This is a genomic window from Nonomuraea sp. NPDC026600, assembly GCF_040638335.1.
Lineage (GTDB): Bacteria > Actinomycetota > Actinomycetes > Streptosporangiales > Streptosporangiaceae > Nonomuraea.
The window spans coordinates 180,201-203,431 of the sequence record NZ_JBEZYD010000005.1; the positions used below are offsets into that span (position 1 = coordinate 180,201).

Genomic DNA, 23,231 nt, shown 5'->3' on the forward strand with positions numbered 1-23,231 from the left:
CCTACTTTCGAGCGCGTAAGGGGTTTCTACGTAGAACTCATGAGCTGGAACCCCGAGCCGTAACTGGGGGAGCAGAACTTTATGAACAAGCGAGAACTCGTCGATGCCATCGCAGAGCGGGTGGGCGACAGGAAAACGGCCACGGAGGCCGTGAACGCGATCATCGACGCCGTCCAGAAGGCGGTCGCCGGCGGGGACAAGGTCTCGATCACCGGCTTCGGTGCTTTCGAGATGGTCCACAAGCCGGCCAGGAGCGCTCGCAATCCGTCAACGGGTGCCGAAATCCGGGTCGCGGAGAGCTGGGGACCCAAGTTCCGTCCGGGCTCGGACTTCAAGGAACTGGTGAACGTCGGCGGCAAGAAGCTCGCGAAGAAGAAGTAGGCAAAGAGGCAGCCGGGCGCCCGGTCCCCTTCGTGGGGCCGGGCGTTTCCTTATGCGGGGAGCGGAAAGGTCGACAGCGTTATGTAGGTGATCTCGTCATCCGTCATCGCGAGGCGAACCCGCTGCCCTGAGCGCAGCAGCCGCAGCGGCCCCGCGTCGAAGGCGGGCGTGCCGAACTCCAGCACGGTCCCGTCATCGAGGAAGACCGAGCCGGAACGCGTCACCGGATCGAAACTGCGTACCGTCGCCTGCATGCCGACCAGCGTAAACGGTGGGGGTCCGCGCGGCGAGGGCGTCACGAAGGCGGCCACAGCTCGGCGACCACCGCCGCGGTGTGCCGCCCCAGCCCCAGGGCGATGGCGGCACGCAGGTCGTCGGGGGTGTCCACGTCGCGCCTGACCGAGTCGATGCCCTCCGGGCACAGCTCCTTGGCGCCGCCGGCCAGGTGCTTGGCCCGCGACTCCCCGCCGAAGCGCGGCGTGAACGGGCGGCCCGGTCGTACCCCGTAGAAGGTGGTGCCGACGTCGAGCGCGTCGGGCACGAAGGACTGGTCGAACTCGGCGGCGCAGGCTAGCGCGGTGGCCAGCTCAGGCGGGCGCAGGGCGGGCAGGTCGGCCTGCAGGGCGCCGACCGCGTCGCCGGGCGCGACCCGTACGGCGTGCGCCGCGCCCGTACGCAGGGCGGTGTTGAGGCCACGGTCCGGGTCGTGCACCACCTCGGCGCCCAGCGCGGTCAGCGGCCCGGCGGCGGCCGGGTCGGCGGTCACCACGATTACCCGGGCCACCAGCGGGCAGGAGAGCGCCGCCGCGACGGTGTCGCAGGCGACGGCGACGGCCAGCCGGGTGCGGTGGGGGCCCGTGGCGGCCGCCAGCCGCGTCTTGGCCGCGACCAGCGTTTTCACCGGAATGACCAGTGACCAGCGGATGCTCATAGGGTTAAGCATCGCGCCTCGACATCCCATGCGGCCAACCGGGAGACTTGGGGCGCAGACCGTAGGAGGAGATCATGAGCCGCCCCACGCGCCCATCGCGTTTCTGGGAGACCCTGGCCGTAGTGATCGTGAAACCACTGTCATGGCTCCTGATCAAGAAGGACTGGCGCAGGGGCGAGCGCGTCCCCCGCACCGGCGGCGTGATCATCGCGGCGAACCACCTCTCCTGGACCGACCCCGTCCTGCTGTCGCACTTCCTCTACAACAACGGTCGCTGGCCGGTCATCCTGGCCAAGTCCGTGCTGTTCAAGGTGCCGCTCCTCGGCCACGCCATCCGCTCCCTGCGGGCCATCCCCGTCGAGCGGGGCAGCAACGAGGCGGCCAAGTCGCTGCGCGAGTCGTCGGAGCGGTTGAAGGACGGCGCCGCGATCTTCTTCTATCCCGAGGGCACCTGCACCCGGGATCCCGACCTGTGGCCGATGGTCGGCAAGACGGGCGCGGCGCGACTGGCCCTGGCCAGTGGCGCGCCGGTGATCCCGGTGGCCCACTGGGGCGCGCAAGAGCTGCTGCCTTATGGGCACAAACGGCTCAGGCTGTTCCCGCGCAAGACGTTCCACGTGATGGTGGGCCCGCAGGTCGACCTGTCGGCCTACTCCGGCAAGCCGCCGGAGGCCGAGGTGTTGCGCGCGGCCACCCACGACATCATGATGGCGATCACCGCGCAGCTCGCCGAGCTGCGCGCAGAGAAGGCCCCTGAGGCCCCCTACGACCCCGCCGGGCGGTGACGGCATGACGAAGGTGGCCGTGTTCGGCACCGGTTCGTGGGGCACCACGTTCGCGATGATCCTGGCCGAGGCCGGCAACCGGACCGTGCTGTGGGGGCGGCGGCCTGGGCTGGTCGCGGCGATCGAGCGCAGCCACACCAACCTCGACTATCTGCCCGGCGTGGCGCTGCCCACCTCGCTGCGCGCGACGACCGACCCGGCCGAGGCGCTCGACGGCGCCGACTTCGTGGTGCTCGCCGTGCCGTCCCAGTCGCTGCGGCCCAACCTGGCCGCCTGGCGCGAGCACATCCCGCGTGACGCGGTCCTGGTCAGCCTGATGAAGGGCATCGAGCTCGGCACGACCAAGCGGATGAGCGAGGTCATCCGCGAGGTGGCGGGGGTGCCCGAGGACCGGGTCGCCGTCGTCTCGGGCCCCAACCTGGCCAAGGAGATCGCCCAGCGCCAGCCCGCCGCCACCGTCGTGGCCAGTGCGGACGAGGGCGTCGCCGCGCGGCTGCAGGACGTCTGTCACCTGCCGCCGTGGTTCCGCCCCTACACCAACACCGACGTGGTCGGTGTCGAGCTGGGCGGCGCGGTCAAGAACGTGATCGCGCTGGCCGTCGGTGTGGCCGCGGGCATGGGGATGGGCGACAACGTCGGCGCCATGCTGATGACCAGGGGACTGGCCGAGATCTCCCGGCTGGGCGCGGCGCTCGGGGCCGACCCGCACACGTTCGCCGGACTGGCCGGGATGGGCGACCTGGTGGCCACCTGCACCTCGCCGCTGTCGCGCAACCGCACGTTCGGCGAGAACCTGGGCCGCGGCATGACGCTCGCCGAGGTCATCGCCGCCACCAAGCAGACCGCCGAGGGCGTCAAGTCCTGCGAGTCCGTGCTCGAACTGGCCAGGAAGCACGACGTGGAGATGCCGATCACCGAGGTCGTGGTGGGCGTGGTCCATGACGGCATGTCGCCGAGCGAGGCCGGGATGCTGCTCATGTCCCGCTCGCCCAAGCCCGAGCGTTATGGCGTTTGAGGACGTGACCGCGCGCTTGACTCGCTGTCCTGGGTACGCGCCGGTAGATTCGGACCTCATGAGCAAGCCACGCGTCGCCGTCGTTTTCGGAGGTCGCAATTCCGAGCATGCCGTATCCCTCATGGGAGCCGGCAGCGTGCTGGAGGCGATCGACAGGAGCAAGTACGAGGTGATCCCCATCGGGATCGCCCAGGACGGCAGGTGGGTGCTGGCCGCGGCAGACCAGCGGTTCGCCATCGAGGCCGGCGAGCTGCCCGCCGTCGACACCACCGGCGCGGCCCTGGCGCTGCCGTCCGGCGGCAACTCTCTGGTGGCCTACGACCCGGGCAGCATCCCCGTCGAGCTGGGCGACGTCGACGTGGTCTTCCCCGTCATGCACGGCCCGTTCGCCGAGGACGGCACGATCCAGGGCCTGCTGGAGATGGCCGGGGTGCGCTACGTCGGCTCCGGCGTGCTGGCCAGTGCGGTGGGCATGGACAAGGCCCACATGAAGACGGTCATGGCCGCCGCCGGGCTGCCGATCGGGCGTTATGTGGTGGTGCGCGAGCGTGACTGGCGGCTCGACCGGGACCGGGTGCTGAAGGAGGCCGAGGGGCTCGGCTGGCCGGTGTTCGTCAAGCCGGCCAGGGCCGGGTCGTCCCAGGGCATCTCCAAGGCGCACGACCGGGCCTCGCTGGAGCGGGCCGTCGAGTTCGCCCGCGAGCACGACCCCAAGGTGCTCATCGAGGCCGCCATCGAGGGGCGCGAGATCGAGTGCGCGGTGCTCGAATCGCTCGGCGACGAGCCCGCGATCGCGTCGACGCCCGGCGAGGTCAGGGTCCAGGGCGGTCAGGAGTTCTTCGACTTCGAGGCCAAGTACTACCCCGACCAGATGTCGCTCACCGTGCCCGCCGACCTGCCGGAGGCGGTGGCCGAGGAGCTGCGGGCGATGGCCGTGCGCGCGTTCGAGGCGCTCGACTGTGAGGGGCTGTCGCGGGTCGACTTCTTCTACACGCCCGAGGGGGAGCTGATCTTCAACGAGATCAACACCATGCCCGGGTTCACCTCGTTGTCGGTGGCGCCGCAGCTGTGGGCCGCTTCGGGGCTGTCATACCCGGCGCTGGTCGACAGGCTCATCCAGCTCGCGCTGAACCGCTCACCCGGGTTGCGCTGACATCTTGCCGATCGGCCCCGACAGGTCCGCGAGGACCGAAGGGGCCACGTGTGTGCCCGCGATCGTGACCTCGACGTAGGCGGGGTCCGCGATCGCGGTGTACAGGGTCGGCCGGTCGGGGTCGGCGAACCAGCCCACACCGTCGATCTCCTGCAACGTGTCGGTCGGCGCCATCCGCGCGGGGCGCGGCACACCGCAGCGGAGCGCGATCTCCGCCTCCCCCCAGACCGCCACGTACGGCGACGCGGGCGTGGACTCACCGCGTGGGGCGCCGTCGAGCGTCTTGGGCAGCCGTCCGGCCAGGCTCACGCAGGCCGCCGCCGCCTCGGCCGGTGGCGTGGGCGGCTCCACTCGTACGGCACCGCCGCACCCGGCGAGGGTCAGCAGGGCGAGCAGGACAGTGGCGCGGCGCATGAAATAGATTTACCTCAGATGTGCACGATCGGGCACGTCAGAGTGCGGGTGATGCCCTCCACGGCCTGAATCTGGGCGACCACCAGCTTGCCCAGGTCGTCGACGTTGCCGGCCTCCGCGCGCACGATCACGTCGTAGGGGCCGGTGACGTCCTCAGCCTGCGTGACTCCCGGGATGCGGGAAATCTCGTGGGCCACGCTCGCGGCCTTGCCGACCTCGGTCTGAATAAGGATGTAGGCCTGCACCATTACGTCCTCCCGGGCGATTCGATCACGCCGAAGGGCCACCGTACCCTGTGCGCGTAAGGAGGTGCGTCATCACAGTCGGAGATCTCGGCGAATTCGGAGCGGTGTCTCGTATTTCCGGAAGATTGCCGCAAGGTGCGACGGTGCTGCTCGGTCCCGGCGACGACGCCGCAATGGTCAGCGCGCCCGACGGGCGCGTCGTGGTGTCTACAGATCTGCTACTCGAGGGTAGGCACTTTCGCCGCGATTGGTCCAGCGGGTACGACGTAGGGCGTAAAGCCGCAGCTCAGAATCTTGCCGACGTGGCTGCCATGGGGGCCGTGCCGACCTCCATCGTGGTCGGCCTGGGGATGCCCCCGGACCTGCCCGTCGAGTGGCTCGACGCGCTCGCCGACGGGTTCCGCGACGAGTGCGCGGTGGTGGGGGCGAGTGTCGTCGGCGGCGACATCGCGCGCAGCGAGCTGGTGGTCATCGCGGTGACCGCGCTCGGCGACCTGGGCGGCCGACCACCGGTGACCCGGTCTGGCGCGCGGCCGGGGCAGGTGGTGGCCGTGGCCGGCCGTCTCGGGTACGCGGCCGCGGGGCTGGCGCTGCTGGAGTCCGGGTGGGCGGCTTCGGAGGGGACACCCCTCCCCTCGGCGCAGGAGGCGCTCTGGGAGGCCGTGGGCGCGCATCGGCGCCCGTGCCCGCCCTACTCCGCGGGACCCGAGGCGGCGGAGCTGGGGGCCGGCGCGATGCTCGACGTGAGTGACGGGCTGCTCCAGGACCTCGGGCACATCGCGGCGGCCAGTGGCGTGCGCGTCGAGCTGGACCCGGCCGCGTTCGTCGTGGGGGAGCCGGTGGCGGCGGCGGCCAAGGAGCTGGGGGCCGATCCGCTGGACTGGATCCTCGGTGGGGGCGAGGATCACGCGCTCGCGGCGGTGTTCCCCGCCGAGGTGGCGCTCCCGCCTTCGTGGCGGATCGTGGGAGGCATCATCGCAGGTCAGGGCGTGGTCGTCCGAGGCCGTGAAACTGGTCATGCCGGATGGGATCACTTTGCGTGACATTCTGCCGCGATTTGTGTAAGGTTTGGCGGATTTGGGGTGTGACTACCGGGAATGCTGGGACAAAGCCGTAGTAAAGGTGTTATGAAGATTGGCGGCCACTGTAACCGGCAGAAAGGGCAGCCATATGGGCCGCCACGGCACAGGTGGATCCGACGACGAGGATGAATGGGGGAATGAGGACTCCGACGACATTCAGTTGGACCTCAGGTCTACCACCGACCCCGCCGCGAGGTGGGCCGCCGTCCCGGATCCGACCGCCAAGAGCGCCTTCTGGGGCCCGGACGAGCAAAGGGCCGAGCCACCAGGCTGGCCCTCGCCGCCGGACCAGGTGGAGGTAACAGGTCAGTGGGCGCCGATGCCGAAACGGGAAGGCGGACCGGCCCCGGCTGGACCGGTCCCGGTCGGACCGGCTCCCGGCGTACGGCCCGACCCGTTCGAGACGACGGGCGCGTTCGCGCCGCCGCCGCGGTCGAAGGCCGCGGGCAGGCCCCCGGAGTCGTCCGCCGAACCCTCGAGCGTGTTCACGCGCCAGGACGGCCCCGCAGGAGGCTTCACCCGGCCCGAGGGGGCTCCGAGCGCGTTCATGCGTCCTGAGGACTCCTTCACGCGGCCTGAAGGGGCGTTCCCGCGGCCCGTAGGGCCCCCTGGGGGGCCGGGCGCGTTCCCGGAAGGGCCTACCGAGACCACGGGGGCCTTCCTGCCGCCCGAAGGCGTGTTCAACCAGCCGCAGCAGCCCCCAGCGGGCGGCGCCGGTGGGTCCAACCGCCAGGAGGGGCCGTTCGAGACGACCGGCGCCTTCACGCGTCCGGAGTGGGACGATCCTGGCCGGCCACCGGGCCCCGCGTGGGAGCCCTCCTCGAACGAGACGCGTGACTTCAACGAGCCGTTCGGCGCCACCCAGGTCTTCGGCTCGAACGAGGCGTTCGGGCCGCCGCCGAACGAGCCGCCCGCGCCGGGCGACATCAAGGTGTACGGCGCGCCGACCATGGTCGACGCGCCCACGCCCGCCTGGGCGGACAGCGGTAATAACGCCGACAACAACTTCCTCGGCTCGGGCTGGTCGTCGGACGAGCCGCTCGACGAGCCCGAGCCGCGCCGGCGCCGTGGCCGCAAGAAGCAGGCCGCCGGCCCCGACGTGCTCGCCGCACCACCCAGTGGCGGGCGGGGCAAGGTGGCGCTGCTCTCGGTCGCCGCCGTGGCCGTCGTCCTGGGCGGCACCGTCGCCGGCGTCAAGTTCATGAGCTCCTCGGACGACCCGGCCAAGTGCGCAGGCACCACCTGCGCCGCCGTACAGGTCTCCAACCAGCCCGGCCCGAAGGTCACCGAGTCGGCCCCGGATGAGGAGCCCACGGAGGAGCCCTCCGACGAGCCGACCGAGGAGAAGACCAAGGCCGCCGACACCCCGAAGCCGTCGGCCACGGTCAACGTGCGCACGCCGCGCCGTAGCGCCTCACCGACACCGACGCCGACCAAGACGAAGACGAAGGAGCCGGTCAGGCCCACGAGGGAGCCGGTCGAGACGAGTCCCACGGAAAGCCCCACGGAGGAGCCGACCGACGAGTCCACGACGATCACCGACCCCGCCACGGGCGCCCCCGTGGATCCCCAGACCTCTGTCACGCCGCCCGCGGGCGGCCAGTCGGTGAGCCTGAACTTCGACGTGGTCAACCAGGGGCTCGTGGGCTACACCGCGCACCTGGACGTCGTCAACGCCTCCGCGGAGGCGCTGCCGTCGCTCACGGTCTCCCTGCCCATTCGCGGCCGGGTGCTGGAGGTGACGGGCGCCGGGTGGACCCAGGACGGCGATCAGCTGATCATCGATCTGTCCCAGTCGCTCGACACGGGCGGCTCCACCCAGCTGACGATCTCGGCCACGGGCCGCGGCGCCGCACCGGCGAACTGCGGCCTGGTCGGCGGGGAGTGCGCCGTCAACTAATCGGCCAGATGGTTGGATGGGCGATATGACCGTTACGACCCCTCCACGCGTGCTGACCGTCGCCGGATCCGACTCCGGCGGCGGCGCGGGCATCCAGGCCGACCTCAAGACCATGCTCGCTCTGGGCGTCCACGGCATGAGCGTCATCGCCGCGGTGACCGCCCAGAACTCGCTGGGCGTCCAGGGCTACTGGGAGCTGCCGCCCGAGGCCGTACGGGCGCAGCTCGACTCGGTGCTCGGCGACATCGGTGCGCAGTCGGTCAAGACCGGCATGCTGGCCTCGCCGGGACTGGTCGAGGTCGTGGCGGAGGTGCTCGGCTCGTACCCGGCGCCGGTGGTGGTCGATCCGGTGGGCGTCTCCAAGCACGGGGACCCGCTGCTGGCGCCCGAGGCCGTCGAGACGGTCAGGACGCGGCTGCTGCCGGTCGCCACCGTCGTCACGCCCAACCTGTGGGAGGTCGAGCAGCTCACCTCGGTCAAGGTCGAGGACGAGCACGGCCTGCGCCGCGCCGCGGACGCCATCCTGGAGCTGGGCCCCACCTGGGCCCTGATCAAGGGCGGCCACCTGCCCGGCGAGCCCGTGGACCTGCTCACGGACGGCACGAGCGAGTATCGCTTCTCCGCCCCGCGCCTGGACAACCGGCACACGCACGGCACGGGCTGCACGCTCGCCTCGGCGATCGCCGCCCGCCTCGCGCTGGGGGACGACGTGCCGACGGCGGTGGGGAAGGCGAAGGAGTATGTGACGGGCGCCATCGCCAGTGGCTTCCCGCTCGGCGACGGCATCGGCCCGGTCGACCACGCCTGGCGCTGGCGCTGAGTCCGCCCCCGCCGTGCTCGACACCGAACATGGCGAAAGCCCGCCGCTCGGAATCGAGCAGGCGGGCTTTGGCGAAAGTCGGAACCGGCTAGCGGGTGACCTTGCCGGCCTTGATGCACGAGGTGCACACGTTGAGCTTCTTCGGCGTGCCGCCGATGACCGCGCGGACCGTCTGAATGTTGGGGTTCCAACGACGACGGGTGCGGCGGTGCGAGTGGGACACGTTGTTGCCGAAGGTCGGCCCCTTGCGGCAGACATCGCAGACGGAAGCCACGGTATCGCTCCTTAAAACAGTCGATGTGTAGCCCTGTCCGCTTGATGCTTTCCGGGCGAAGGGCATGCCGGGACACCCGGCCAGCCAGACGAGAATATCCGATCCGCACCACTGGGCGCGAACCCAAGCACTAGACGGGCCCAAATGCGGCGATATTCTCCTCCATGAACGGTAGCGCATGCTGGGAGGTCGGAGCGCGCAGATGGAGGTTCTCGACCCGCCCGCCGTACGCCGCTGGGCCCGCCTGGCCACCGACGCGCTGGGCGGCGCCAGGGCGGAGATCGACGCGCTCAACGTGTTCCCGGTCGCGGACGGCGACACCGGCACCAACCTGCACCTGACCATGCTCTCCGCGGCCGAGGCGGTCGAGGCGCTGCCCGACGACGTGGACGCCGCGGTGATGTGGCAGACGCTCTCGTACGGCGCGCTGATCGGCGCCCGGGGCAACTCGGGGGTCATCGTCAGCCAGGCGCTGCGCGGGCTCGCGGAGGTGCTGAAGGACGGCTCAGACCTGCGCGCCGGGCTGCTGCGCGCGGCCATCCTGGCCAGGGAGGCCGTGGCCAGGCCGGTCGAGGGCACCGTGCTGAGCGTGCTGGAGGCCGCGGCGCGGGCCGTGCAGGAGGTGACCGGAGACCTCGCGGCGGTCGCGCGGCGGGCGGCCGGGGCGGCGCGCGCGGCGCTGCGGCGCACGCCCGAGCAGCTCGACGTGCTGGCCCGCAGCGGCGTCGTGGACGCGGGCGGCGCCGGGCTGGCGATCATCCTGGAGTCGCTCGAACGGGTGATCACCGACTCCCGCAGCGACCGCTACGACGTGCCCGCGCCGACCGCGCGGATCTCGCCGATGACCGAGGTGGGCGCCGGCTACGAGGTGATGTACCTGCTCGACGCCGGCGACGAGGCGGTGGCCAAACTGCGCGAGGAGCTCGACGCGATGGGCGACTCGCTCGTGGTGGTCGGCGGCGGGGGCCTGTGGAACGTCCACGTCCATGTCGGCGAGGCCGGTCCCGCGGTCGAGGCGGCGCTGCGCGCGGGCCGGCCGTACCGGATCAGGATCACCTACCTGGCCGAGCGTACGCACCGAGCCAGCGCGGGCAGGGGAGTGGTGTCGGTCGCGGCGGGCGACGGGATCGCGGCGCTGTTCGAGGAGTGCGGCGCGGTGGTGGTGCGCCGGGACCCCGGTACGCGGCCCACGCTGCCCGCGATGCTGGCCGCCATCCGGGAGGCGGGCAGCGAGGTGGCGGTGCTGCCGAACGACGAGGGCGCCCGGGCGGTGGCGACCGCGGCGGCCGAGATCGCCCGCGAGGACGGCGTCGTGGTCAGCGTGCTGCCCACCAGGGCGACCGTGCAGGGCCTGGCCGCGCTGGCCGTACACGATCCGCTGCGCCGCTTCGACGACGACGTGGTGGCCATGACCGACGCGGCCGGGCACACGCGCCACGGCCACCTGGTGGTGGCCGACCGCGAGGCGGTCACCAGCGCGGGCGTGTGCCGCCCCGGCGACGTGCTCGGGCTGATCGACGGCGACGTGTCGGTGATCGGCGCGACGCTGGAGGACGTGGCCACGCTCGTCGTGGACCGGATGGTGGCGGGCGGCGGCGAACTGGTCACCCTGGTCACGGGCGCCGACGCGCCGGTACGGCTGGCCGGACACGTCGAAGCGCACCTCGGGGCCATCAGGCCCGACGTGGACCTGGTCGTCTACGACGGAGAACAGGGCGGTTACCCGCTGCTCATCGGTGTCGAATGATTCCTGTCGGCCGCAGGCGGTAGAACATAGTCCCGTGAGCCGTTTCGACGAGCCCCTGACGAAAGCGCTCGACCCCAAGACCGCCAAGCTGCTGCACAGCGTGCTCGGCCTGGAGACGGTCGGCGACCTGCTGCGCCACTACCCACGCCGCTACGCCGAGCGCGGGGAGCTGACCTCGCTCGACGCGCTGGAGGTCGACGAGCACGTCACCGTGGTGGGCGAGGTCACCAGGCTGATGCGCAAGCCCATGCGCAACCGCGGCGGCACCTGGCTGGAGGCCGAGGTCGTCGACGGCGGGCGCAACAAGATCTACCTGGCCTTCTTCGGCAAGGGCTCGCACGTGGCCGAGTCGCGGCTCAAGCCCGGGCGGCGCGGCATGTTCGCCGGGAAGGTGGGCCTGTTCGGGTCCAGGACCAGCCCGCGCTGGCAGCTCTCGCATCCGGAGTTCGAGCTGTTCGAGGAGGGTGAGGCGAGCGCGGAGGACTTCGCGGCGGCGCCCGTCCCGATCTATCCGGCGGGCAAGGACCTGACGCCGTGGGCGATCAGGCGGGCGATCGGCGTGGTCCTCGACACGCTCGGGCCCCTCGACGATCCGCTGCCCGCCTCGCTGCGGGCCCGTCGCGGGCTGGAGGAGCTGGGCGAGGCGCTGGTGGCCATCCACCGGCCGAAGGACTTCGCCGACATGCGGCGGGCGCGCGAGCGGCTGAAGTTCGACGAGGCGTTCGTCCTGCAAGCCGTGCTGCTGCAGCGCAGGCAGGCGGCGACCGCGTGGCCCGCCAAGCCGCGCCCCCGGCGCGCCGGCGGCCTGCTGGCCGACTTCGACGGGCGGCTGCCGTTCACGCTGACCGAGGGGCAGGCGCTCGTCGGCGAGGAGATCGCCGCCGACCTGGCGCTGGAGCACCCCATGCACCGGCTGCTGCAGGGCGAGGTGGGCGCGGGCAAGACCGTGGTCGCGCTGCGCGCGATGCTGCAGGTGGTCGACGCGGACGGCCAGGCCGTGCTGCTGGCGCCCACCGAGGTGCTGGCCCAGCAGCACCACCGCTCGATCAGCGGCATGCTGGGCGACCTCGCGCAGGGCGGCATGTTCGGCGGCACGGCGGTCACCCTGCTCACCGGCTCCATGGGCGCCGCCGCGCGCAGGTCCGCGCTGCTCGACGCCGCGTCCGGCACCGCGGGCATCGTCGTGGGCACGCACGCCCTGCTCCAGGAGCACGTCCAGTTCGCCGACCTGGGGCTGGTCGTGGTCGACGAGCAGCACCGGTTCGGCGTGGAGCAGCGTGACGCGCTGCGCGAGAAGGCCGGCGGCGGCCGTCCGCACGTGCTGGTCATGACCGCCACCCCGATCCCGCGTACGGTCGCCATGACGGTCTTCGGCGACCTGGAGGTCTCGACGCTGTCGCAACTGCCCTCGGGGCGGGCGCCCATCACCACCCACGTCGTGCCCGCCGCCGAGAAGCCGCACTTCCTGGAGCGCACCTGGGAGCGGGTCCGCGAGGAGGTGGCACTCGGCAGGCAGGCCTACATCGTCTGCCCCCGCATCGGCGATCTGGAGGGCGACGAGGGGGACCTGGAGGCGCCGCCGGCGTCCGACGAGGAGCGGCGCCCGCCGCTGGCCGTCCTCGACGTGGCCGAGCTGCTCTCCGAGGGGCCCTTCCACGATCTCCGGCTGGGCGTCCTGCACGGCAAGCTCCCACCGGAGGAGAAGGACGCGATCATGCGCGCCTTCACCCGCGGCGAGCTCGACGTCCTCGTCGCCACCACGGTCATCGAGGTCGGCGTGGACGTGCCCAACGCCTCAGTAATGATCATCATGGACGCCGACCGCTTCGGCGTCTCCCAGCTCCACCAACTCCGGGGCAGAGTGGGCCGCGGCGGCCTCCCCGGCCTCTGCCTCCTGATCTCCGACTTCCCCGAGGGCACCCCCGCCCGAGCCCGCCTGTCAGCCGTGGCGGCCACCCTGGACGGCTTCGAGCTGTCCCGCGTAGACCTCGAACAACGCAGAGAGGGCGACGTCCTAGGAGCCGCCCAATCAGGCAAACGCTCGTCCTTGAAGCTGCTCCAGCTCCTCCGCGACGAAGACGTCATAGAAACGGCAAGAGAAGACGCTTGGTCTCTCCTGACAGACGACCCGGGCCTGACCTCAAACGACGCCCTGCGCGCGGAGATAGACCGCCTACTGGCAGACGAAAAAGCGGAGTACCTGGAGAAGACCTGATGCGTACGGCGCCGCGGAGAAGCCACGGAATCTGAGCAAGAATCGCACGTAACGGTGCCCGGCCATGTGCAGGCTCAGTGGCCGTTTTCCTGGAGGCCCTCAGCCACGTATGGCGGGTGGCGGCCAACCCGGCCGTGCCGTAACAAAGAAAAAAGCCCTTGATCTTGATGTTGAGATCCCAGCCGCGGGGACGGCCTCCCCCCGAATGCCGTCCCCGGCTGGGCCCACCCTCGGGTCAGGTGCCGAGGGAACCGGCGTGCGGAAGGGCTCACGATCACGCCGGTCGGCCTTCAACTGGGTCACCTTGAAGGCCGCAGGACCCATCATGCGAGACCCTCCGCGCGTTGGGAATCACCCTTGCGTACTCGAGGCCGACACTTGTCCACTCTTGACCTGCGTGGACATGCGGAACAATGGTCCGCATGACTCGGATCATCGCGGGGAGCGCGGGTGGCAGGCGGTTGGCCGTGCCGCCGGGGCGCGGGACGAGACCGACCAGTGACAGGGCGCGAGAAGGGATCTTCTTGACCCTCGACTCCCTGCACGGGCTGGAAGGGGCCCGGGTGATCGACCTGTACGCGGGTTCGGGGGCCGTCGGGCTGGAGGCGCTGTCGCGGGGGGCGGACTGCGCGGTGCTCGTGGAGTCCGACCCGAGGGCCGTCCGGACGATCAAGGCGAACGTCGAGGCGCTGGCGCTGGACGGGGCCCGGGTGGTGGCCGACAAGGTGGAGCGGTTCCTGGCGAAACCCGAGGACGGCGGATACGGGATAGTTTTCGCGGATCCGCCCTATGCCGTCACTGACAGTGAGGTCACGCGTGTGCTGGAGTCCCTGCGCGACAACGGCTGGTTGGCCGATGGGGCTTTCGTGGCGTTCGAGCGGGAAAGCAGGGGAAAAGCCCTCATGTGGCCTGAAGGCTACGTTGAGGAGAGGGTCCGTCGCTACGGCGAAGCGTCCGTTTGGTACGGTCGCGCCGCCGGGAACCCGTAGACCTGGGGAGGCGTTTTGCGCCGCGTTGTCTGCCCGGGGTCGTTCGACCCCATCACCAACGGCCACCTCGACATCATCGGCCGGGCTGCCCGGCTGTACGACGAGGTGACCGTGGCAGTGCTCATCAACCTCGAGAAGAGCGGCCTGTTCACGGTCGACGAGCGGATCGAGGTCCTGCACACCGTGACCAAGGAGTACTCGAACGTCAAGGTGCGGAAGTTCCACGGCCTGCTCGTGGACTTCTGCAAGCAGAACGACATCCCCGCGATCGTCAAGGGGATCAGGGTGGTCAGCGACTTCGACTACGAACTGCAGATGGCCCAGCTCAACTATCGGTTGTCCGGGGTCGAGACGCTGTTCATGCCGACGAATCCCGAATACTCCTTCCTGTCCTCCAGCCGGGTCAAGGAGATCGCCCGATACGGTGGTGACGTGTCCGGATTGGTGCCTGACCTGGTCCACAAGCTCCTCATCGAGCGGCTCAGGAGCTGACGCCAACCTGGTATCCTTTCATTTCGGCCTTGTACGACGGCGATAATTTCGCCATGCCTAGCGAGAGCAGATGACTCAGCACCTCAACCCCCGCTCCCCTTGGGTGATCTCCACTCACGACCTGGGTAGGCGACCGGGTTCGATGAAGCGGATGACCCTGTCCCTCCCGGCACCGGTGGATCTCGGCGTCAACATGATCGGTGTCCCCAAGGACGCCGAAGTCGAGCTGGATCTCCGGCTCGAAGCAGTGATGGAAGGCGTGCTCGTCTCGGGCACGGTGCACGCCCCGCTCGCCGGGGAGTGCGGGCGGTGCCTGGACCCGGTCACCTCGGAGATCGAGGTCGACCTGCAGGAGCTGTTCTTCTACTCCGACGAGGACGCCTCGGAGGAGGATTCACTGCTCGACGGCGAGCTGCTCGACCTCGAGCCGACGTTCCGCGACGCGGCGGTGCTCGCACTGCCGCTGAGTCCCGTCTGCGGCGAAGACTGCGCGGGCCTCTGCACGGAATGCGGGGTCAAGCTGGCCGAGGCCGGCGACGGCCACCGGCACGAGAAGATCGACGCCCGATGGGCGTCGTTGCAAGGTCTGGTTACCGAGAACGATAACGATCAGGAGAAGTGACGTGGCCGTCCCGAAGCGAAAGATGTCGCGGAGCAACACCCGCGCCCGTCGCTCCCAGTGGAAGACGACTGCTGTCGCCCTGGTGAGCTGCCCGCAGTGCCGTTCGCCGAAGCAGCCGCACATCGCGTGCCCGACCTGCGGCACCTACAACCGCCGTCAGGTGATCGAGCCGTCCGCCTGATCGCACCGCCTGGTGAGCGGACCGTTACCGCTCAAAGGGTTGACGCACTGCCGACCGGGTGCCATGGTGCCCCGGTCGGCGTTACCGTCTGATGCGTGCGGTGGCGGTTCGCCCGCGGCCGTGGTGGACGCCGGGGTCTAGTCCCCCCGACGCCCACCACGTTTTCGGGCATCTTCCGCAGCCGTTGCGCCTTGTGAAGATGTCCGAGGAGGAAGTCACGTGGGCGCAGGTCCTAAGCCGGTGGCCGTCGAGGTCGCCAGAGAAGAGCTGGAGCGGGTGCTGCTGGTCGGCCTCGGTGCCGACATCCTGGAGCGGGCGCTGACCCACCGCTCCTACGCGTACGAGAACGGCGGCCTGCCCACCAACGAGCGCCTGGAGTTCCTCGGCGACTCGGTGCTCGGCCTCGTCGTGACCGACACCCTCTACCGCAACCACCCCGACCTGCCCGAAGGGCAGCTGGCCAAGCTGCGGGCCGCGGTGGTCAACATGCGTGCCCTGGCCGATGTGGCCCGCACGCTCGGCCTGGGCCGGTTCCTGCGGCTCGGCAGGGGCGAGGAGGGCACGGGCGGCCGCGACAAGTCGTCGATCCTGGCCGACACGCTGGAGGCGCTGATCGGCGCCGTCTACGTCGACAAGGGCCTCGACGAGGCGTTCCGGGCCGTGCACCTGCTGTTCGATCCGCTGATCGTCCGTTCGGCGTCACTGGGCGCCGGCCTCGACTGGAAGACCTCGCTGCAGGAGCTCACCGCCTCCGAGACGCTCGGCGTGCCCGAATACCACGTCGAGGAGAGCGGCCCCGACCACGCCAAGTCCTTCACCGCCGAGGTGCGCGTGGGCGGCGAGTCCTACGGCTCGGGCAACGGACGCAGCAAGAAGGAGGCCGAGCAGCAGGCGGCCGAGGCGGCGTGGACCCGCATCAGGGCCCGCCGCGAGCAGCGCGAGAGCCAGCCGGCGGGCTAGGTGCCAGAGCTTCCGGAGGTCGAGGTCGTCCGCCGCGGCCTCGCCGAATGGGTGTCCGGCCGGGAGATCGCCTCGGCCGAGGTGCTCCATCCCCGCGCCACCAGACGCCACCTGCCGGGCGCGGAGGAGTTCTCCGCGCGCCTGAGAGAGCGCACGGTGCTCTCGGCGGAGCGTCGCGGCAAATACCTGTGGCTGCCGCTCTCGGGCGACGAGGAGGCGCTCCTGGCCCATCTGGGCATGAGCGGCCAGTTGCTCATCGTGCCGCCCGACTCGCCGCTGGAGAAGCATCTGCGAGTGCGGCTCAGCTTCACCGACGGCGGCTCCGATCTCCGCTTCGTGGACCAGCGAACGTTCGGCCACGTCATGCTGACCCCTCTGGTCGAGGGCATTCCCGCGCCCATCGCGCACATCGCCCCCGATCCGTTCGAGGAGTCGTTCGACGCCGACGCGTTCGCGACGAACCTCCGCAAGAAGAAGACCGAGATCAAACGGGCCCTGCTCGACCAGTCATTGATCAGCGGCGTCGGCAACATCTACGCCGACGAGGCCCTGTGGCTGGCGAAACTCCACTGGGCACGACCCACCCAGGCCCTCACGCGCCCCAAGATCGCCGAGCTCCTGGCCGCCGTCCGCCAGGTCATGGGCGCCGCCCTCCTGCAGGGCGGGACGTCCTTCGACAGCCTCTACGTCAACGTCAACGGGGAGAGCGGCTACTTCGAGCGCTCCCTGGAGGTCTACGGCAGACGTGACCAGCCCTGCTCCCGCTGCGGCACCCCGATCAGGCGCGACCCGTTCATGAACCGCTCGTCCTACAGCTGCCCGACCTGCCAGCGAAAGCCCCGCTGAGCGAGCCCGGAGGACACGCCCGGCCCCCTGTCTGGAGAATGGGGGTACGGCGCCCGGCCCGCCGCGCCGCGAGCCCCGTGCGGCGGTCACGGAGCCGCAAAGGAAAAAGGGGAGATCCCATGGTGAGGCTGACGGTGTGGGTGAGGGGGAGGGTGCAGGGCGTGGGCTTCCGATGGTGGACGCGCGCGCGAGCGCTGGAGCTCGGACTCACGGGGTGGGCGAGGAACACTCCCGACGGCCGGGTGGAAGTCGTGATGGAAGGCCCTGAAGAGGCCTGCGTCAAGCTCCTAGGGCTGCTCAGAGGTTGCGACACGCCGGGCAGAGTTGATGGAGTGGTGGAACGTTGGAGTGAAGCCCGAGGTAGTTTGGGTGGGTTTGTAGAGCGGTGAGGGGTTTCGTTTAACCGCCCAAATAGGGTATAGTTGTATGTCGGGAGTGCCCGGGGGATGGTCTACGCGGTTCGTTCGACTTGACCGCCCTCACTGCCGGTGCGACTCTTGTTAGGTACCACGCGCACCCCTCCCGCGGAATAAGAAGTGCGCGAACCAGTCTGGTCACTCAGCGTGGAGGACCCTTTACCATGGCGAAGGCTCTACTCGGCCACGTCGGCGGTCCTGACCCTCGAATGGTCTCGGAGATGCGCCGTCTGCAACAGCGTATCCGGGATTTGGAGGCAGAACTCATCCGACTCCAGGCCACGAATGACGCTCTTGCGGCGCAAACCCGCGACGAGGCGTTCAGCCGTATGCAAGAGCGCGAGCCGGCACTTACCTAAAGGTGCCGGAGCGCACGACCCAGGGACGTCTCGAAGAGGCGTCCCTTGTTATTTTGCGAATATTCGGCGAACTTTGTCCCTCCTTTGTCCAACCGGCGCGGCCCGACTGCACACGCCCTCGCGGGGCAGTGAAGGCCAGTAGGCTTTTCCAGGTCGGTTCACGGAGAAGGGGGCGTGGTCTTGTATCTGAAGACCCTCACCCTGCGCGGCTTCAAGTCGTTCGCCTCCGCGACCGCCCTGCGCTTCGAGCCCGGCATCACCTGCGTCGTGGGCCCCAACGGCTCCGGCAAGTCCAACGTCGTCGACGCCCTGGCCTGGGTCATGGGCGAGCACAGCGCCAAGTCGCTGCGCGGCGGCAAGATGGAGGACGTCATCTTCGCCGGCACCTCCTCCAGGCCGCCGCTCGGCCGGGCCGAGGTGGCGCTGACCATCGACAACTCCGACGGTGCGCTGCCGATCGACTACACCGAGGTCACGATCAGCCGCCTGATGTTCAGGTCGGGCCAGAGCGAATACGCCATCAACGGCGACACCTGCCGCCTGCTCGACATCCAGGAGCTGCTGTCCGACTCGGGCATCGGCCGCGAGATGCATGTCATCGTCGGCCAGGGCCAGCTCGACGCCGTGCTGCACGCGGGCCCCGAAGACCGGCGCGCGTTCATCGAAGAGGCCGCGGGCGTGCTCAAGCACCGCAAGCGCAAGGAGAAGGCCCTCCGCAAGCTCGACGCGATGCAGGCCAACCTCACCCGCGTCCAGGACCTCGCCACCGAGCTGCGCCGCCAGCTCAAGCCGCTCGGCCGCCAGGCGGAGATCGCCCGCAAGGCCGCCGTCATCCAGGCGGACCTGCGTGACGCCCGGCTGCGCCTGCTGGCCGACGACGTGTGCGTCCTGCGCGTGACCCTGCAGCGCGAGGCGGCCGACGAGGCGGCGATCCTGGCCCGGCGCACCAAGGTGGAGTCCGAGCTGGCCGAGGGCCAGCAGCGCGAGGCCGCCCTGGAGACGGCCGAGGCCGAGGCCCAGCCCCGGCTGACCGCCGCCCAGGAGACCTACTTCCGGCTCTCCTCCCTGCGCGAACGCATCACCGGCCTCGAACAACTGGCCGCCGAGCGGCACCGGCACGCGCTCGACGCGGCCGCCATCGAGCGGCGCGGGCGCGATCCGGAGGAGCTCGAACGCGAGGCGGCCGAGGCCCGCGAGCACGAGCTGATCCTCCAGGCCGAGCTGGAGCACGCCCAGGACCTGCTGGAAGAGGCGGTCCAGCGGCGCGCCGAGGCCGAGGCCGAGCTGAGCGCCGAGGAGCAGCGGCTCGCCATGGCCTCCCGGGCCGCCGCCGACCGGCGCGAGGGCCTGGCCAAACTGCGCGGCCAGGTCGATTCCGTACGCAGCCGGGCGCGCGCCGCCGAAGACGAGATCGGCCGCCTCACGCGCGCCGTGACCGAGGCCGCCGGGCGGGAGCGCCAGGCCCGTGAAGACCTGGAGTCGCGGCGGCTGGAGGAGCCCGCCGTCGATCCCGCGCTGGCCGCGGAGCTGGCCGCCGCCCAGGCGCTGGTCGACGAGGCCAAGGCGGCGGCCGACGAGGCCCGCGCCGCCGTCGAGCAGGCCAAGTCCGCGCTCGACGCGCCGCGAACCGCCCTCCAGGCCGCCAGATCGGGCATCTCCACGGCTCGCGCCACCGACCAGAAGGCCCAGCAGACGGTGGCCGCCCTCCGGGCCCGCTGCGAGGCCCTTGAGCTCGGCCTGGCCAAGGGCGACGGCGGTGCGGCCCTCCTGGAGACCGACCTGGCCGGGGTGCTCGGCCCCCTGGCGGCATCGATGCAGGTCACCCCGGGCGCCGAGCCGGCCGTAGCGGCCGTCCTCGGGCCGATCGCCGACGCCATCGCCGTCAAGACGGTGGACACGGCAATCGGCGCGCTGGAGCTGCTCCGCGTCAAGGAGGCGGGCCAGGCGACGCTCCTGGTGGCGCACACCCATGGCCAGCCCGCGCTGGCGCGGCTCGATGGGCAGGCCGCAGCGGCGCGTCTCGACGGGCAGGCCGCAGTGGTGAGTCCCGATGGGCGGACCGCGGATCGGGTCCTGGGGGCGGCGCCGCAGGGAAGTCGGTGGGTCGCCGCGCTGGTGACGGTGCCCGCGCATCTCAGGGCCGCCCTGGACCACGTCCTGGCCGGCGTCGTCGTCGTGGACGACCTCGGTGCCGCCCGCGCGATCGTGGACCGCCATCCCGAGCTGCGCGCCGTGACCAGGGGCGGCGACCTCGTCGGCGCTCATCTGGCCAGCGGCGGCTCCGAGGGCGGCACCTCCGTGCTGCAGGTGCGGGCGGCGCTCGACGACGCCATCGCGGACCTGGAGGAGGCCGAGGGCAGGGCCGAGGAGACCGCCGCCGCCCTCGACGAGGCCGCCGCCGCCGAGCAGGCCGCGCAGCTGGCCCTGGAGTCGGCCCAGACCCACGTCAACGAGGCGCAGTCCGCCGCGGGCACCGCCCAGACCGGGGTCAACACCGCCCAGAGCACGCTCGACCAGGTCAGGGCCAGGCAGCGCGAGGCCGACCAGCGCAACGCCGCGGCGGCCAAGCGGCTGGCCCAGCTCGAAGCAGCCGCCGACGCGGCCCGCGACGAGGCCCAGCGCCTCGCCAAGAACGTCACGACGGCCGAGGAGTCCCGCGCCGAGGGCCTGGAGGAGCTGGCCGAGCTGGAGATCCGGCTGGCCGAGGCCGAGTACGCGCGGGAGCTGGAGACCGAGCCGACCACCGAGCTCCGCGACGACCTGGCCGGCACCTGCCAGGTCGCCAGGCAGCGCGAGATGGAGACCCGCCTGCAGGTCCGCACCGCCGAAGAGCGGGTCAAGGGCATCGAGGGCCGGGCCGACGGCCTGATCAGGGCCGCCCAGCGCGAGCGCCACGAACGCGCCGAGGCCGCCGCCCAGCGAGCCAGGCGCCGCCGGCAGGCGACGGTGGCCGAGGCCGTGAGCAAGGGCGCCAAGCAGGTGCTCAGGGCCCTGGGGGCGTCCATCCAGGTCGCCGCCCGCGAACGCGACGAGGCCGACCTGGCCCGCGTCGCGATCGACGCCGAGCTCAAGCAGGTGCGCCTGCACGTACGCGAGCTCGGCCAGGAGCTCGACAGGCTGGTCAACCGGGTCCACGGCAGCGAGGTCGCCCGCACCGAGCAGCGCCTGCGCCTCGAACAGCTCCAGCAGCGCGCCCTGGAGGAGTTCGGCGTCGAGCCGGAGTCACTGATCTCCGAGTACGGCCCGGAGGCCCCGGTCCCCGGCGACCCGCCCATCCCCTACGTACGCGAGGAGCAGGAGAAGCGGGCCAAGATCGCCGAGAGACAGATGAACCAGCTCGGCAAGGTCAACCCGCTCGCGCTGGAGGAGTTCGCGGCGCTGGAGGAGCGGCACGCCTTCCTCAACTCGCAGCTCGAAGACCTCAAGAAGACCCGGCGCGACCTGATGCTGGTGGTCAAGGAGGTCGACGACCGGGTGGAGCAGATGTTCACCTCGGCTTACGAGGACGTGGCGCGGGAGTTCGAGCAGATCTTCACCCGGGTGTTCCCCGGCGGCGACGGCCGTCTGGTGCTGACCGAGCCCACCGACATGCTGACCACCGGCATCGAGGTCGAGGCCAGGCCGCCCGGCAAGAAGGTCAAGCGGCTGTCGCTGCTGTCGGGCGGTGAGCGGTCGCTGACCGCGGTGGCGTTCCTGATCTCCATCTTCAAGGCGCGGCCCTCCCCGTTCTACGTGATGGACGAGGTCGAAGCGGCCCTCGACGACACCAACACGCAGCGCCTGCTGAGGCTTTTCGAAGAGCTGCGGCAGAGTTCGCAGCTGATCGTCATCACCCACAACAAGCGGACGATGGAGATCGCCGACGCCCTCTACGGCGTGTCGATGCGCGGCGACGGCGTCACTCAGGTGGTCAGCCAGCGGCTCCGGGAGCGCGAGTCCGCCTGACCCCGTCCCCGGCCCCATGGGCCCCGACCGCGCGGCGCGGGTCATCAGCATGCCGGTCGATCTGGAAAACTGACCTGTTGTGGATGGTTATCTCGGCGTCATAGTGATCGTGGTCGTCGTCGCCCTGTTGGCGGCCGGCGGCCTTTTCCTGCTCCTCAGGCCGGGTGGCAAGGCCGCGCCCCCGGTCGAGCCGCCCCAGACGCCCACGCTCCCCGAGCAGCGTCCGGCGCCCAGCGTGGAGGAGGGTGAGGGGGCGACCACCACGCTCCCGCCTCCGGCGCCAGCTGTTGTCGTCACGCCCGAGATCGTGCCAGAGATCGAGGTGCCGCCGCCGTCCGCCGGCCGGATGGTGCGGCTGCGGTCCCGGCTGGCCCGCTCGCAGAGCGCGCTCGGGCGCGGCCTGCTGGAGCTGCTGTCCCGTGACCGCCTCGACGACGACGTCTGGGACGAGATCGAGGAGAGCCTGATCACCGCCGACGTCGGCGTGGCGCCGACGCGCGCCATGGTCGAGGAGCTGCGCACGAAGGTCAAGGTCCTCGGCAGCCGTACCCCGGCGGAGGTGCGCGAGCTGCTCAGGGAGCAACTGCTCGCCCAGATCAACCCCGACCTGGACCGTACGCTGCACGTCCAGAAGCACGGCGAGCGGCCCGCCGTCGTGCTCGTCGTGGGCGTCAACGGCACCGGCAAGACCACCACCACGGGCAAGCTGGCCCGCTCGCTGGTCGGTGACGGGAAGAAGGTCGTGCTCGGCGCGGCGGACACCTTCCGGGCCGCGGCCGCCGACCAGCTCCAGACCTGGGGCGACCGGGTCGGCGCCGACGTCGTGCGCGGGCCCGAGGGCGGCGATCCCGCCTCGGTCGCCTTCGACGCCACGGCCAGGGGCATCGAGGAGAAGGTCGACGTCGTCATCATCGACACCGCCGGCCGCCTGCACACCAAGACCGGCCTCATGGACGAGCTGGGCAAGGTCAAGCGGGTCATCGAGAAGAAGGCCACGGTTGACGAGGTGCTCCTCGTCCTCGACGCCACCACCGGCCAGAACGGGATGCGGCAGGCCCAGGTGTTCGCCGAGGTCGTCAACATCACCGGCATCGCGCTGACCAAGCTCGACGGCACGGCCAAGGGCGGCATCGTCATCTCGGTCCAGCGTGAGCTGGGGGTTCCGGTCAAGCTGGCGGGCCTCGGAGAGGGGCCCGACGACCTGGCGCCGTTCGATCCGGAGGTCTTCGTCGACGCGATTCTCGGCGACGAAAACGGCAAATGAAATGGAAATGCGGCTTACCAGGGAATGGGTTGTTGTTTGACCAAGGTCGTGTTGATATTGAGCGGTCCTCAGCTATAGATCGAAATGAGCACCCATGAAGAAGGTAGTCGTCCACAGACCCGGGACCGTCAAACTGACCGGCGCAGCGACGCCGAAGCACGCCGCCTGATCTGTCATCGGGCTGGGCCGGTGTCT

General features: G+C 70.7%; 25 protein-coding genes. 19 read left to right on the top strand and 6 right to left on the bottom strand.

Translation table 11 applies throughout. The annotated features are described in order from the left end of the window. The first annotated feature begins 81 nt into the window (after positions 1 to 81). A complete protein-coding gene (locus AB0F17_RS13850; protein ID WP_358021367.1) occupies positions 82 to 381 on the top strand; it encodes an HU family DNA-binding protein in 300 nt (99 codons plus the stop codon). 50 nt (positions 382 to 431) lie between these two features. Here AB0F17_RS13850 and AB0F17_RS13855 read toward each other — a convergent pair whose 3' ends face one another. Beyond that, a complete protein-coding gene (locus tag AB0F17_RS13855; RefSeq protein WP_358021370.1) occupies positions 432 to 635 on the bottom strand; it encodes a hypothetical protein in 204 nt (67 codons plus the stop codon). A gap of 41 nt (positions 636 to 676) precedes the next feature. Then, complete coding sequence (cofC, locus tag AB0F17_RS13860) at positions 677 to 1,312, bottom strand: 2-phospho-L-lactate guanylyltransferase (protein WP_358021373.1); 636 nt, start codon at positions 1,310 to 1,312, stop codon at positions 677 to 679. 74 nt (positions 1,313 to 1,386) lie between these two features. Between cofC and AB0F17_RS13865 the strand changes: the two genes are divergently transcribed. From AB0F17_RS13865 to AB0F17_RS13875, 3 genes are read left to right on the top strand one after another with little or no spacing between them, the layout of a single operon-like run. Beyond that, positions 1,387 to 2,097 carry a lysophospholipid acyltransferase family protein gene (locus tag AB0F17_RS13865; RefSeq protein ID WP_358021376.1) on the top strand — a complete coding sequence of 237 codons (711 nt, stop codon included), beginning with the start codon at positions 1,387 to 1,389 and terminating at the stop codon, positions 2,095 to 2,097. A gap of 4 nt (positions 2,098 to 2,101) precedes the next feature. Next, on the top strand, positions 2,102 to 3,112 hold the full coding sequence (locus AB0F17_RS13870) for an NAD(P)H-dependent glycerol-3-phosphate dehydrogenase (protein ID WP_358021379.1): 1,011 nt from the start codon (positions 2,102 to 2,104) through the stop codon (positions 3,110 to 3,112). A gap of 58 nt (positions 3,113 to 3,170) precedes the next feature. After that, positions 3,171 to 4,265: a D-alanine--D-alanine ligase family protein gene (locus AB0F17_RS13875; protein WP_358021382.1), complete on the top strand. Its 1,095-nt coding sequence runs from the start codon at positions 3,171 to 3,173 to the stop codon at positions 4,263 to 4,265. On the opposite strand, the gene AB0F17_RS13880 is transcribed toward AB0F17_RS13875, so the two are convergent. Both AB0F17_RS13880 and AB0F17_RS13885 read right to left on the bottom strand, forming a co-directional pair. Beyond that, positions 4,248 to 4,679 carry a DUF3515 domain-containing protein gene (locus AB0F17_RS13880; RefSeq protein WP_358021384.1) on the bottom strand — a complete coding sequence of 144 codons (432 nt, stop codon included), beginning with the start codon at positions 4,677 to 4,679 and terminating at the stop codon, positions 4,248 to 4,250. The two genes, AB0F17_RS13875 and AB0F17_RS13880, sit on opposite strands and share 18 nt — an antisense overlap. Before the next feature lie 14 nt (positions 4,680 to 4,693). Then, on the bottom strand, positions 4,694 to 4,927 hold the full coding sequence (locus AB0F17_RS13885; RefSeq protein ID WP_358021386.1) for an Lrp/AsnC ligand binding domain-containing protein: 234 nt from the start codon (positions 4,925 to 4,927) through the stop codon (positions 4,694 to 4,696). A 47-nt stretch (positions 4,928 to 4,974) separates the two neighbouring features. Between AB0F17_RS13885 and AB0F17_RS13890 the strand changes: the two genes are divergently transcribed. Continuing rightward, positions 4,975 to 5,967 carry a thiamine-phosphate kinase gene (locus tag AB0F17_RS13890; RefSeq protein ID WP_358021389.1) on the top strand — a complete coding sequence of 331 codons (993 nt, stop codon included), beginning with the start codon at positions 4,975 to 4,977 and terminating at the stop codon, positions 5,965 to 5,967. Between the two features lie 345 nt (positions 5,968 to 6,312). Here the strand turns inward: AB0F17_RS13890 and AB0F17_RS13895 are convergent, their stop codons facing one another. After that, positions 6,313 to 6,555 (bottom strand): hypothetical protein, encoded by a 243-nt coding sequence (locus AB0F17_RS13895; protein WP_358021392.1) that lies wholly within the window; start codon positions 6,553 to 6,555, stop codon positions 6,313 to 6,315. On the opposite strand from AB0F17_RS13895, the gene AB0F17_RS13900 reads away from it, so the two are divergent. Together AB0F17_RS13900 and thiD are read left to right on the top strand one after the other, a co-directional pair. Continuing rightward, positions 6,554 to 7,906 (top strand): hypothetical protein, encoded by a 1,353-nt coding sequence (locus tag AB0F17_RS13900; RefSeq protein ID WP_358021395.1) that lies wholly within the window; start codon positions 6,554 to 6,556, stop codon positions 7,904 to 7,906. The genes AB0F17_RS13895 and AB0F17_RS13900 overlap by 2 nt on opposite strands. A 16-nt stretch (positions 7,907 to 7,922) precedes the next feature. Next, on the top strand, positions 7,923 to 8,726 hold the full coding sequence (gene thiD / locus AB0F17_RS13905; RefSeq protein WP_214636953.1) for a bifunctional hydroxymethylpyrimidine kinase/phosphomethylpyrimidine kinase: 804 nt from the start codon (positions 7,923 to 7,925) through the stop codon (positions 8,724 to 8,726). An 88-nt stretch (positions 8,727 to 8,814) separates the two neighbouring features. Here the strand turns inward: thiD and rpmB are convergent, their stop codons facing one another. Further along, positions 8,815 to 9,000, bottom strand: coding sequence for a 50S ribosomal protein L28 (gene rpmB / locus AB0F17_RS13910; protein ID WP_049556934.1), 186 nt, complete (start codon positions 8,998 to 9,000; stop codon positions 8,815 to 8,817). Positions 9,001 to 9,202: 202 nt separating this feature from the next. Between rpmB and AB0F17_RS13915 the strand changes: the two genes are divergently transcribed. From AB0F17_RS13915 to ftsY, 12 genes are all read left to right on the top strand, one after another. After that, on the top strand, positions 9,203 to 10,747 hold the full coding sequence (locus tag AB0F17_RS13915; RefSeq protein WP_358021398.1) for a DAK2 domain-containing protein: 1,545 nt from the start codon (positions 9,203 to 9,205) through the stop codon (positions 10,745 to 10,747). A 34-nt stretch (positions 10,748 to 10,781) separates the two neighbouring features. Then, positions 10,782 to 12,962: an ATP-dependent DNA helicase RecG gene (recG, locus tag AB0F17_RS13920; RefSeq protein WP_358021401.1), complete on the top strand. Its 2,181-nt coding sequence runs from the start codon at positions 10,782 to 10,784 to the stop codon at positions 12,960 to 12,962. Between the two features lie 422 nt (positions 12,963 to 13,384). Further along, the gene (gene rsmD, locus AB0F17_RS13925) at positions 13,385 to 13,951 is read left to right on the top strand and encodes a 16S rRNA (guanine(966)-N(2))-methyltransferase RsmD (protein WP_358021404.1); all 567 of its coding nucleotides are present in this window, start codon (positions 13,385 to 13,387) and stop codon (positions 13,949 to 13,951) included. Between the two features lie 15 nt (positions 13,952 to 13,966). After that, complete coding sequence (coaD, locus tag AB0F17_RS13930) at positions 13,967 to 14,443, top strand: pantetheine-phosphate adenylyltransferase (protein ID WP_358021407.1); 477 nt, start codon at positions 13,967 to 13,969, stop codon at positions 14,441 to 14,443. Positions 14,444 to 14,594: 151 nt separating this feature from the next. Further along, positions 14,595 to 15,065, top strand: a complete 471-nt coding sequence (locus tag AB0F17_RS13935; RefSeq protein WP_358021410.1) for a YceD family protein — start codon at positions 14,595 to 14,597, stop codon at positions 15,063 to 15,065. A gap of 1 nt (position 15,066) precedes the next feature. Beyond that, positions 15,067 to 15,246: a 50S ribosomal protein L32 gene (rpmF, locus tag AB0F17_RS13940; protein WP_033409409.1), complete on the top strand. Its 180-nt coding sequence runs from the start codon at positions 15,067 to 15,069 to the stop codon at positions 15,244 to 15,246. Positions 15,247 to 15,486: 240 nt separating this feature from the next. Next, positions 15,487 to 16,206 carry a ribonuclease III gene (gene rnc, locus AB0F17_RS13945; RefSeq protein ID WP_358022340.1) on the top strand — a complete coding sequence of 240 codons (720 nt, stop codon included), beginning with the start codon at positions 15,487 to 15,489 and terminating at the stop codon, positions 16,204 to 16,206. After that, the gene (gene mutM, locus AB0F17_RS13950; RefSeq protein WP_358021413.1) at positions 16,207 to 17,052 is read left to right on the top strand and encodes a bifunctional DNA-formamidopyrimidine glycosylase/DNA-(apurinic or apyrimidinic site) lyase; all 846 of its coding nucleotides are present in this window, start codon (positions 16,207 to 16,209) and stop codon (positions 17,050 to 17,052) included. 119 nt (positions 17,053 to 17,171) lie between these two features. Continuing rightward, positions 17,172 to 17,441: an acylphosphatase gene (locus tag AB0F17_RS13955; protein ID WP_358021416.1), complete on the top strand. Its 270-nt coding sequence runs from the start codon at positions 17,172 to 17,174 to the stop codon at positions 17,439 to 17,441. 191 nt (positions 17,442 to 17,632) lie between these two features. Further along, positions 17,633 to 17,827: a hypothetical protein gene (locus tag AB0F17_RS13960; protein WP_214636962.1), complete on the top strand. Its 195-nt coding sequence runs from the start codon at positions 17,633 to 17,635 to the stop codon at positions 17,825 to 17,827. A gap of 180 nt (positions 17,828 to 18,007) precedes the next feature. Next, positions 18,008 to 21,772, top strand: coding sequence for a chromosome segregation protein SMC (smc, locus tag AB0F17_RS13965; RefSeq protein ID WP_358022343.1), 3,765 nt, complete (start codon positions 18,008 to 18,010; stop codon positions 21,770 to 21,772). 79 nt (positions 21,773 to 21,851) lie between these two features. Next, positions 21,852 to 23,036, top strand: a complete 1,185-nt coding sequence (ftsY, locus tag AB0F17_RS13970) for a signal recognition particle-docking protein FtsY (protein ID WP_358021420.1) — start codon at positions 21,852 to 21,854, stop codon at positions 23,034 to 23,036. The last annotated feature ends 195 nt before the right edge of the window (positions 23,037 to 23,231 follow it).

Coding starts and splice junctions, on each gene's coding strand:
- AB0F17_RS13850 (WP_358021367.1), top strand. CDS start 82: ATGAACAAGCGAGAACTCGTCGATGCCATCGCAGAGCGGGTGGGCGAC.
- AB0F17_RS13855 (WP_358021370.1), bottom strand. CDS start 635: ATGCAGGCGACGGTACGCAGTTTCGATCCGGTGACGCGTTCCGGCTCG.
- cofC (WP_358021373.1), bottom strand. CDS start 1,312: ATGAGCATCCGCTGGTCACTGGTCATTCCGGTGAAAACGCTGGTCGCG.
- AB0F17_RS13865 (WP_358021376.1), top strand. CDS start 1,387: ATGAGCCGCCCCACGCGCCCATCGCGTTTCTGGGAGACCCTGGCCGTA.
- AB0F17_RS13870 (WP_358021379.1), top strand. CDS start 2,102: ATGACGAAGGTGGCCGTGTTCGGCACCGGTTCGTGGGGCACCACGTTC.
- AB0F17_RS13875 (WP_358021382.1), top strand. CDS start 3,171: ATGAGCAAGCCACGCGTCGCCGTCGTTTTCGGAGGTCGCAATTCCGAG.
- AB0F17_RS13880 (WP_358021384.1), bottom strand. CDS start 4,679: ATGCGCCGCGCCACTGTCCTGCTCGCCCTGCTGACCCTCGCCGGGTGC.
- AB0F17_RS13885 (WP_358021386.1), bottom strand. CDS start 4,927: ATGGTGCAGGCCTACATCCTTATTCAGACCGAGGTCGGCAAGGCCGCG.
- AB0F17_RS13900 (WP_358021395.1), top strand. CDS start 6,554: ATGCGTCCTGAGGACTCCTTCACGCGGCCTGAAGGGGCGTTCCCGCGG.
- AB0F17_RS13895 (WP_358021392.1), bottom strand. CDS start 6,555: ATGAACGCGCTCGGAGCCCCCTCGGGCCGGGTGAAGCCTCCTGCGGGG.
- thiD (WP_214636953.1), top strand. CDS start 7,923: ATGGGCGATATGACCGTTACGACCCCTCCACGCGTGCTGACCGTCGCC.
- AB0F17_RS13915 (WP_358021398.1), top strand. CDS start 9,203: ATGGAGGTTCTCGACCCGCCCGCCGTACGCCGCTGGGCCCGCCTGGCC.
- rsmD (WP_358021404.1), top strand. CDS start 13,385: ATGACTCGGATCATCGCGGGGAGCGCGGGTGGCAGGCGGTTGGCCGTG.
- AB0F17_RS13935 (WP_358021410.1), top strand. CDS start 14,595: ATGACCCTGTCCCTCCCGGCACCGGTGGATCTCGGCGTCAACATGATC.
- AB0F17_RS13955 (WP_358021416.1), top strand. CDS start 17,172: ATGGTGAGGCTGACGGTGTGGGTGAGGGGGAGGGTGCAGGGCGTGGGC.
- AB0F17_RS13960 (WP_214636962.1), top strand. CDS start 17,633: ATGGCGAAGGCTCTACTCGGCCACGTCGGCGGTCCTGACCCTCGAATG.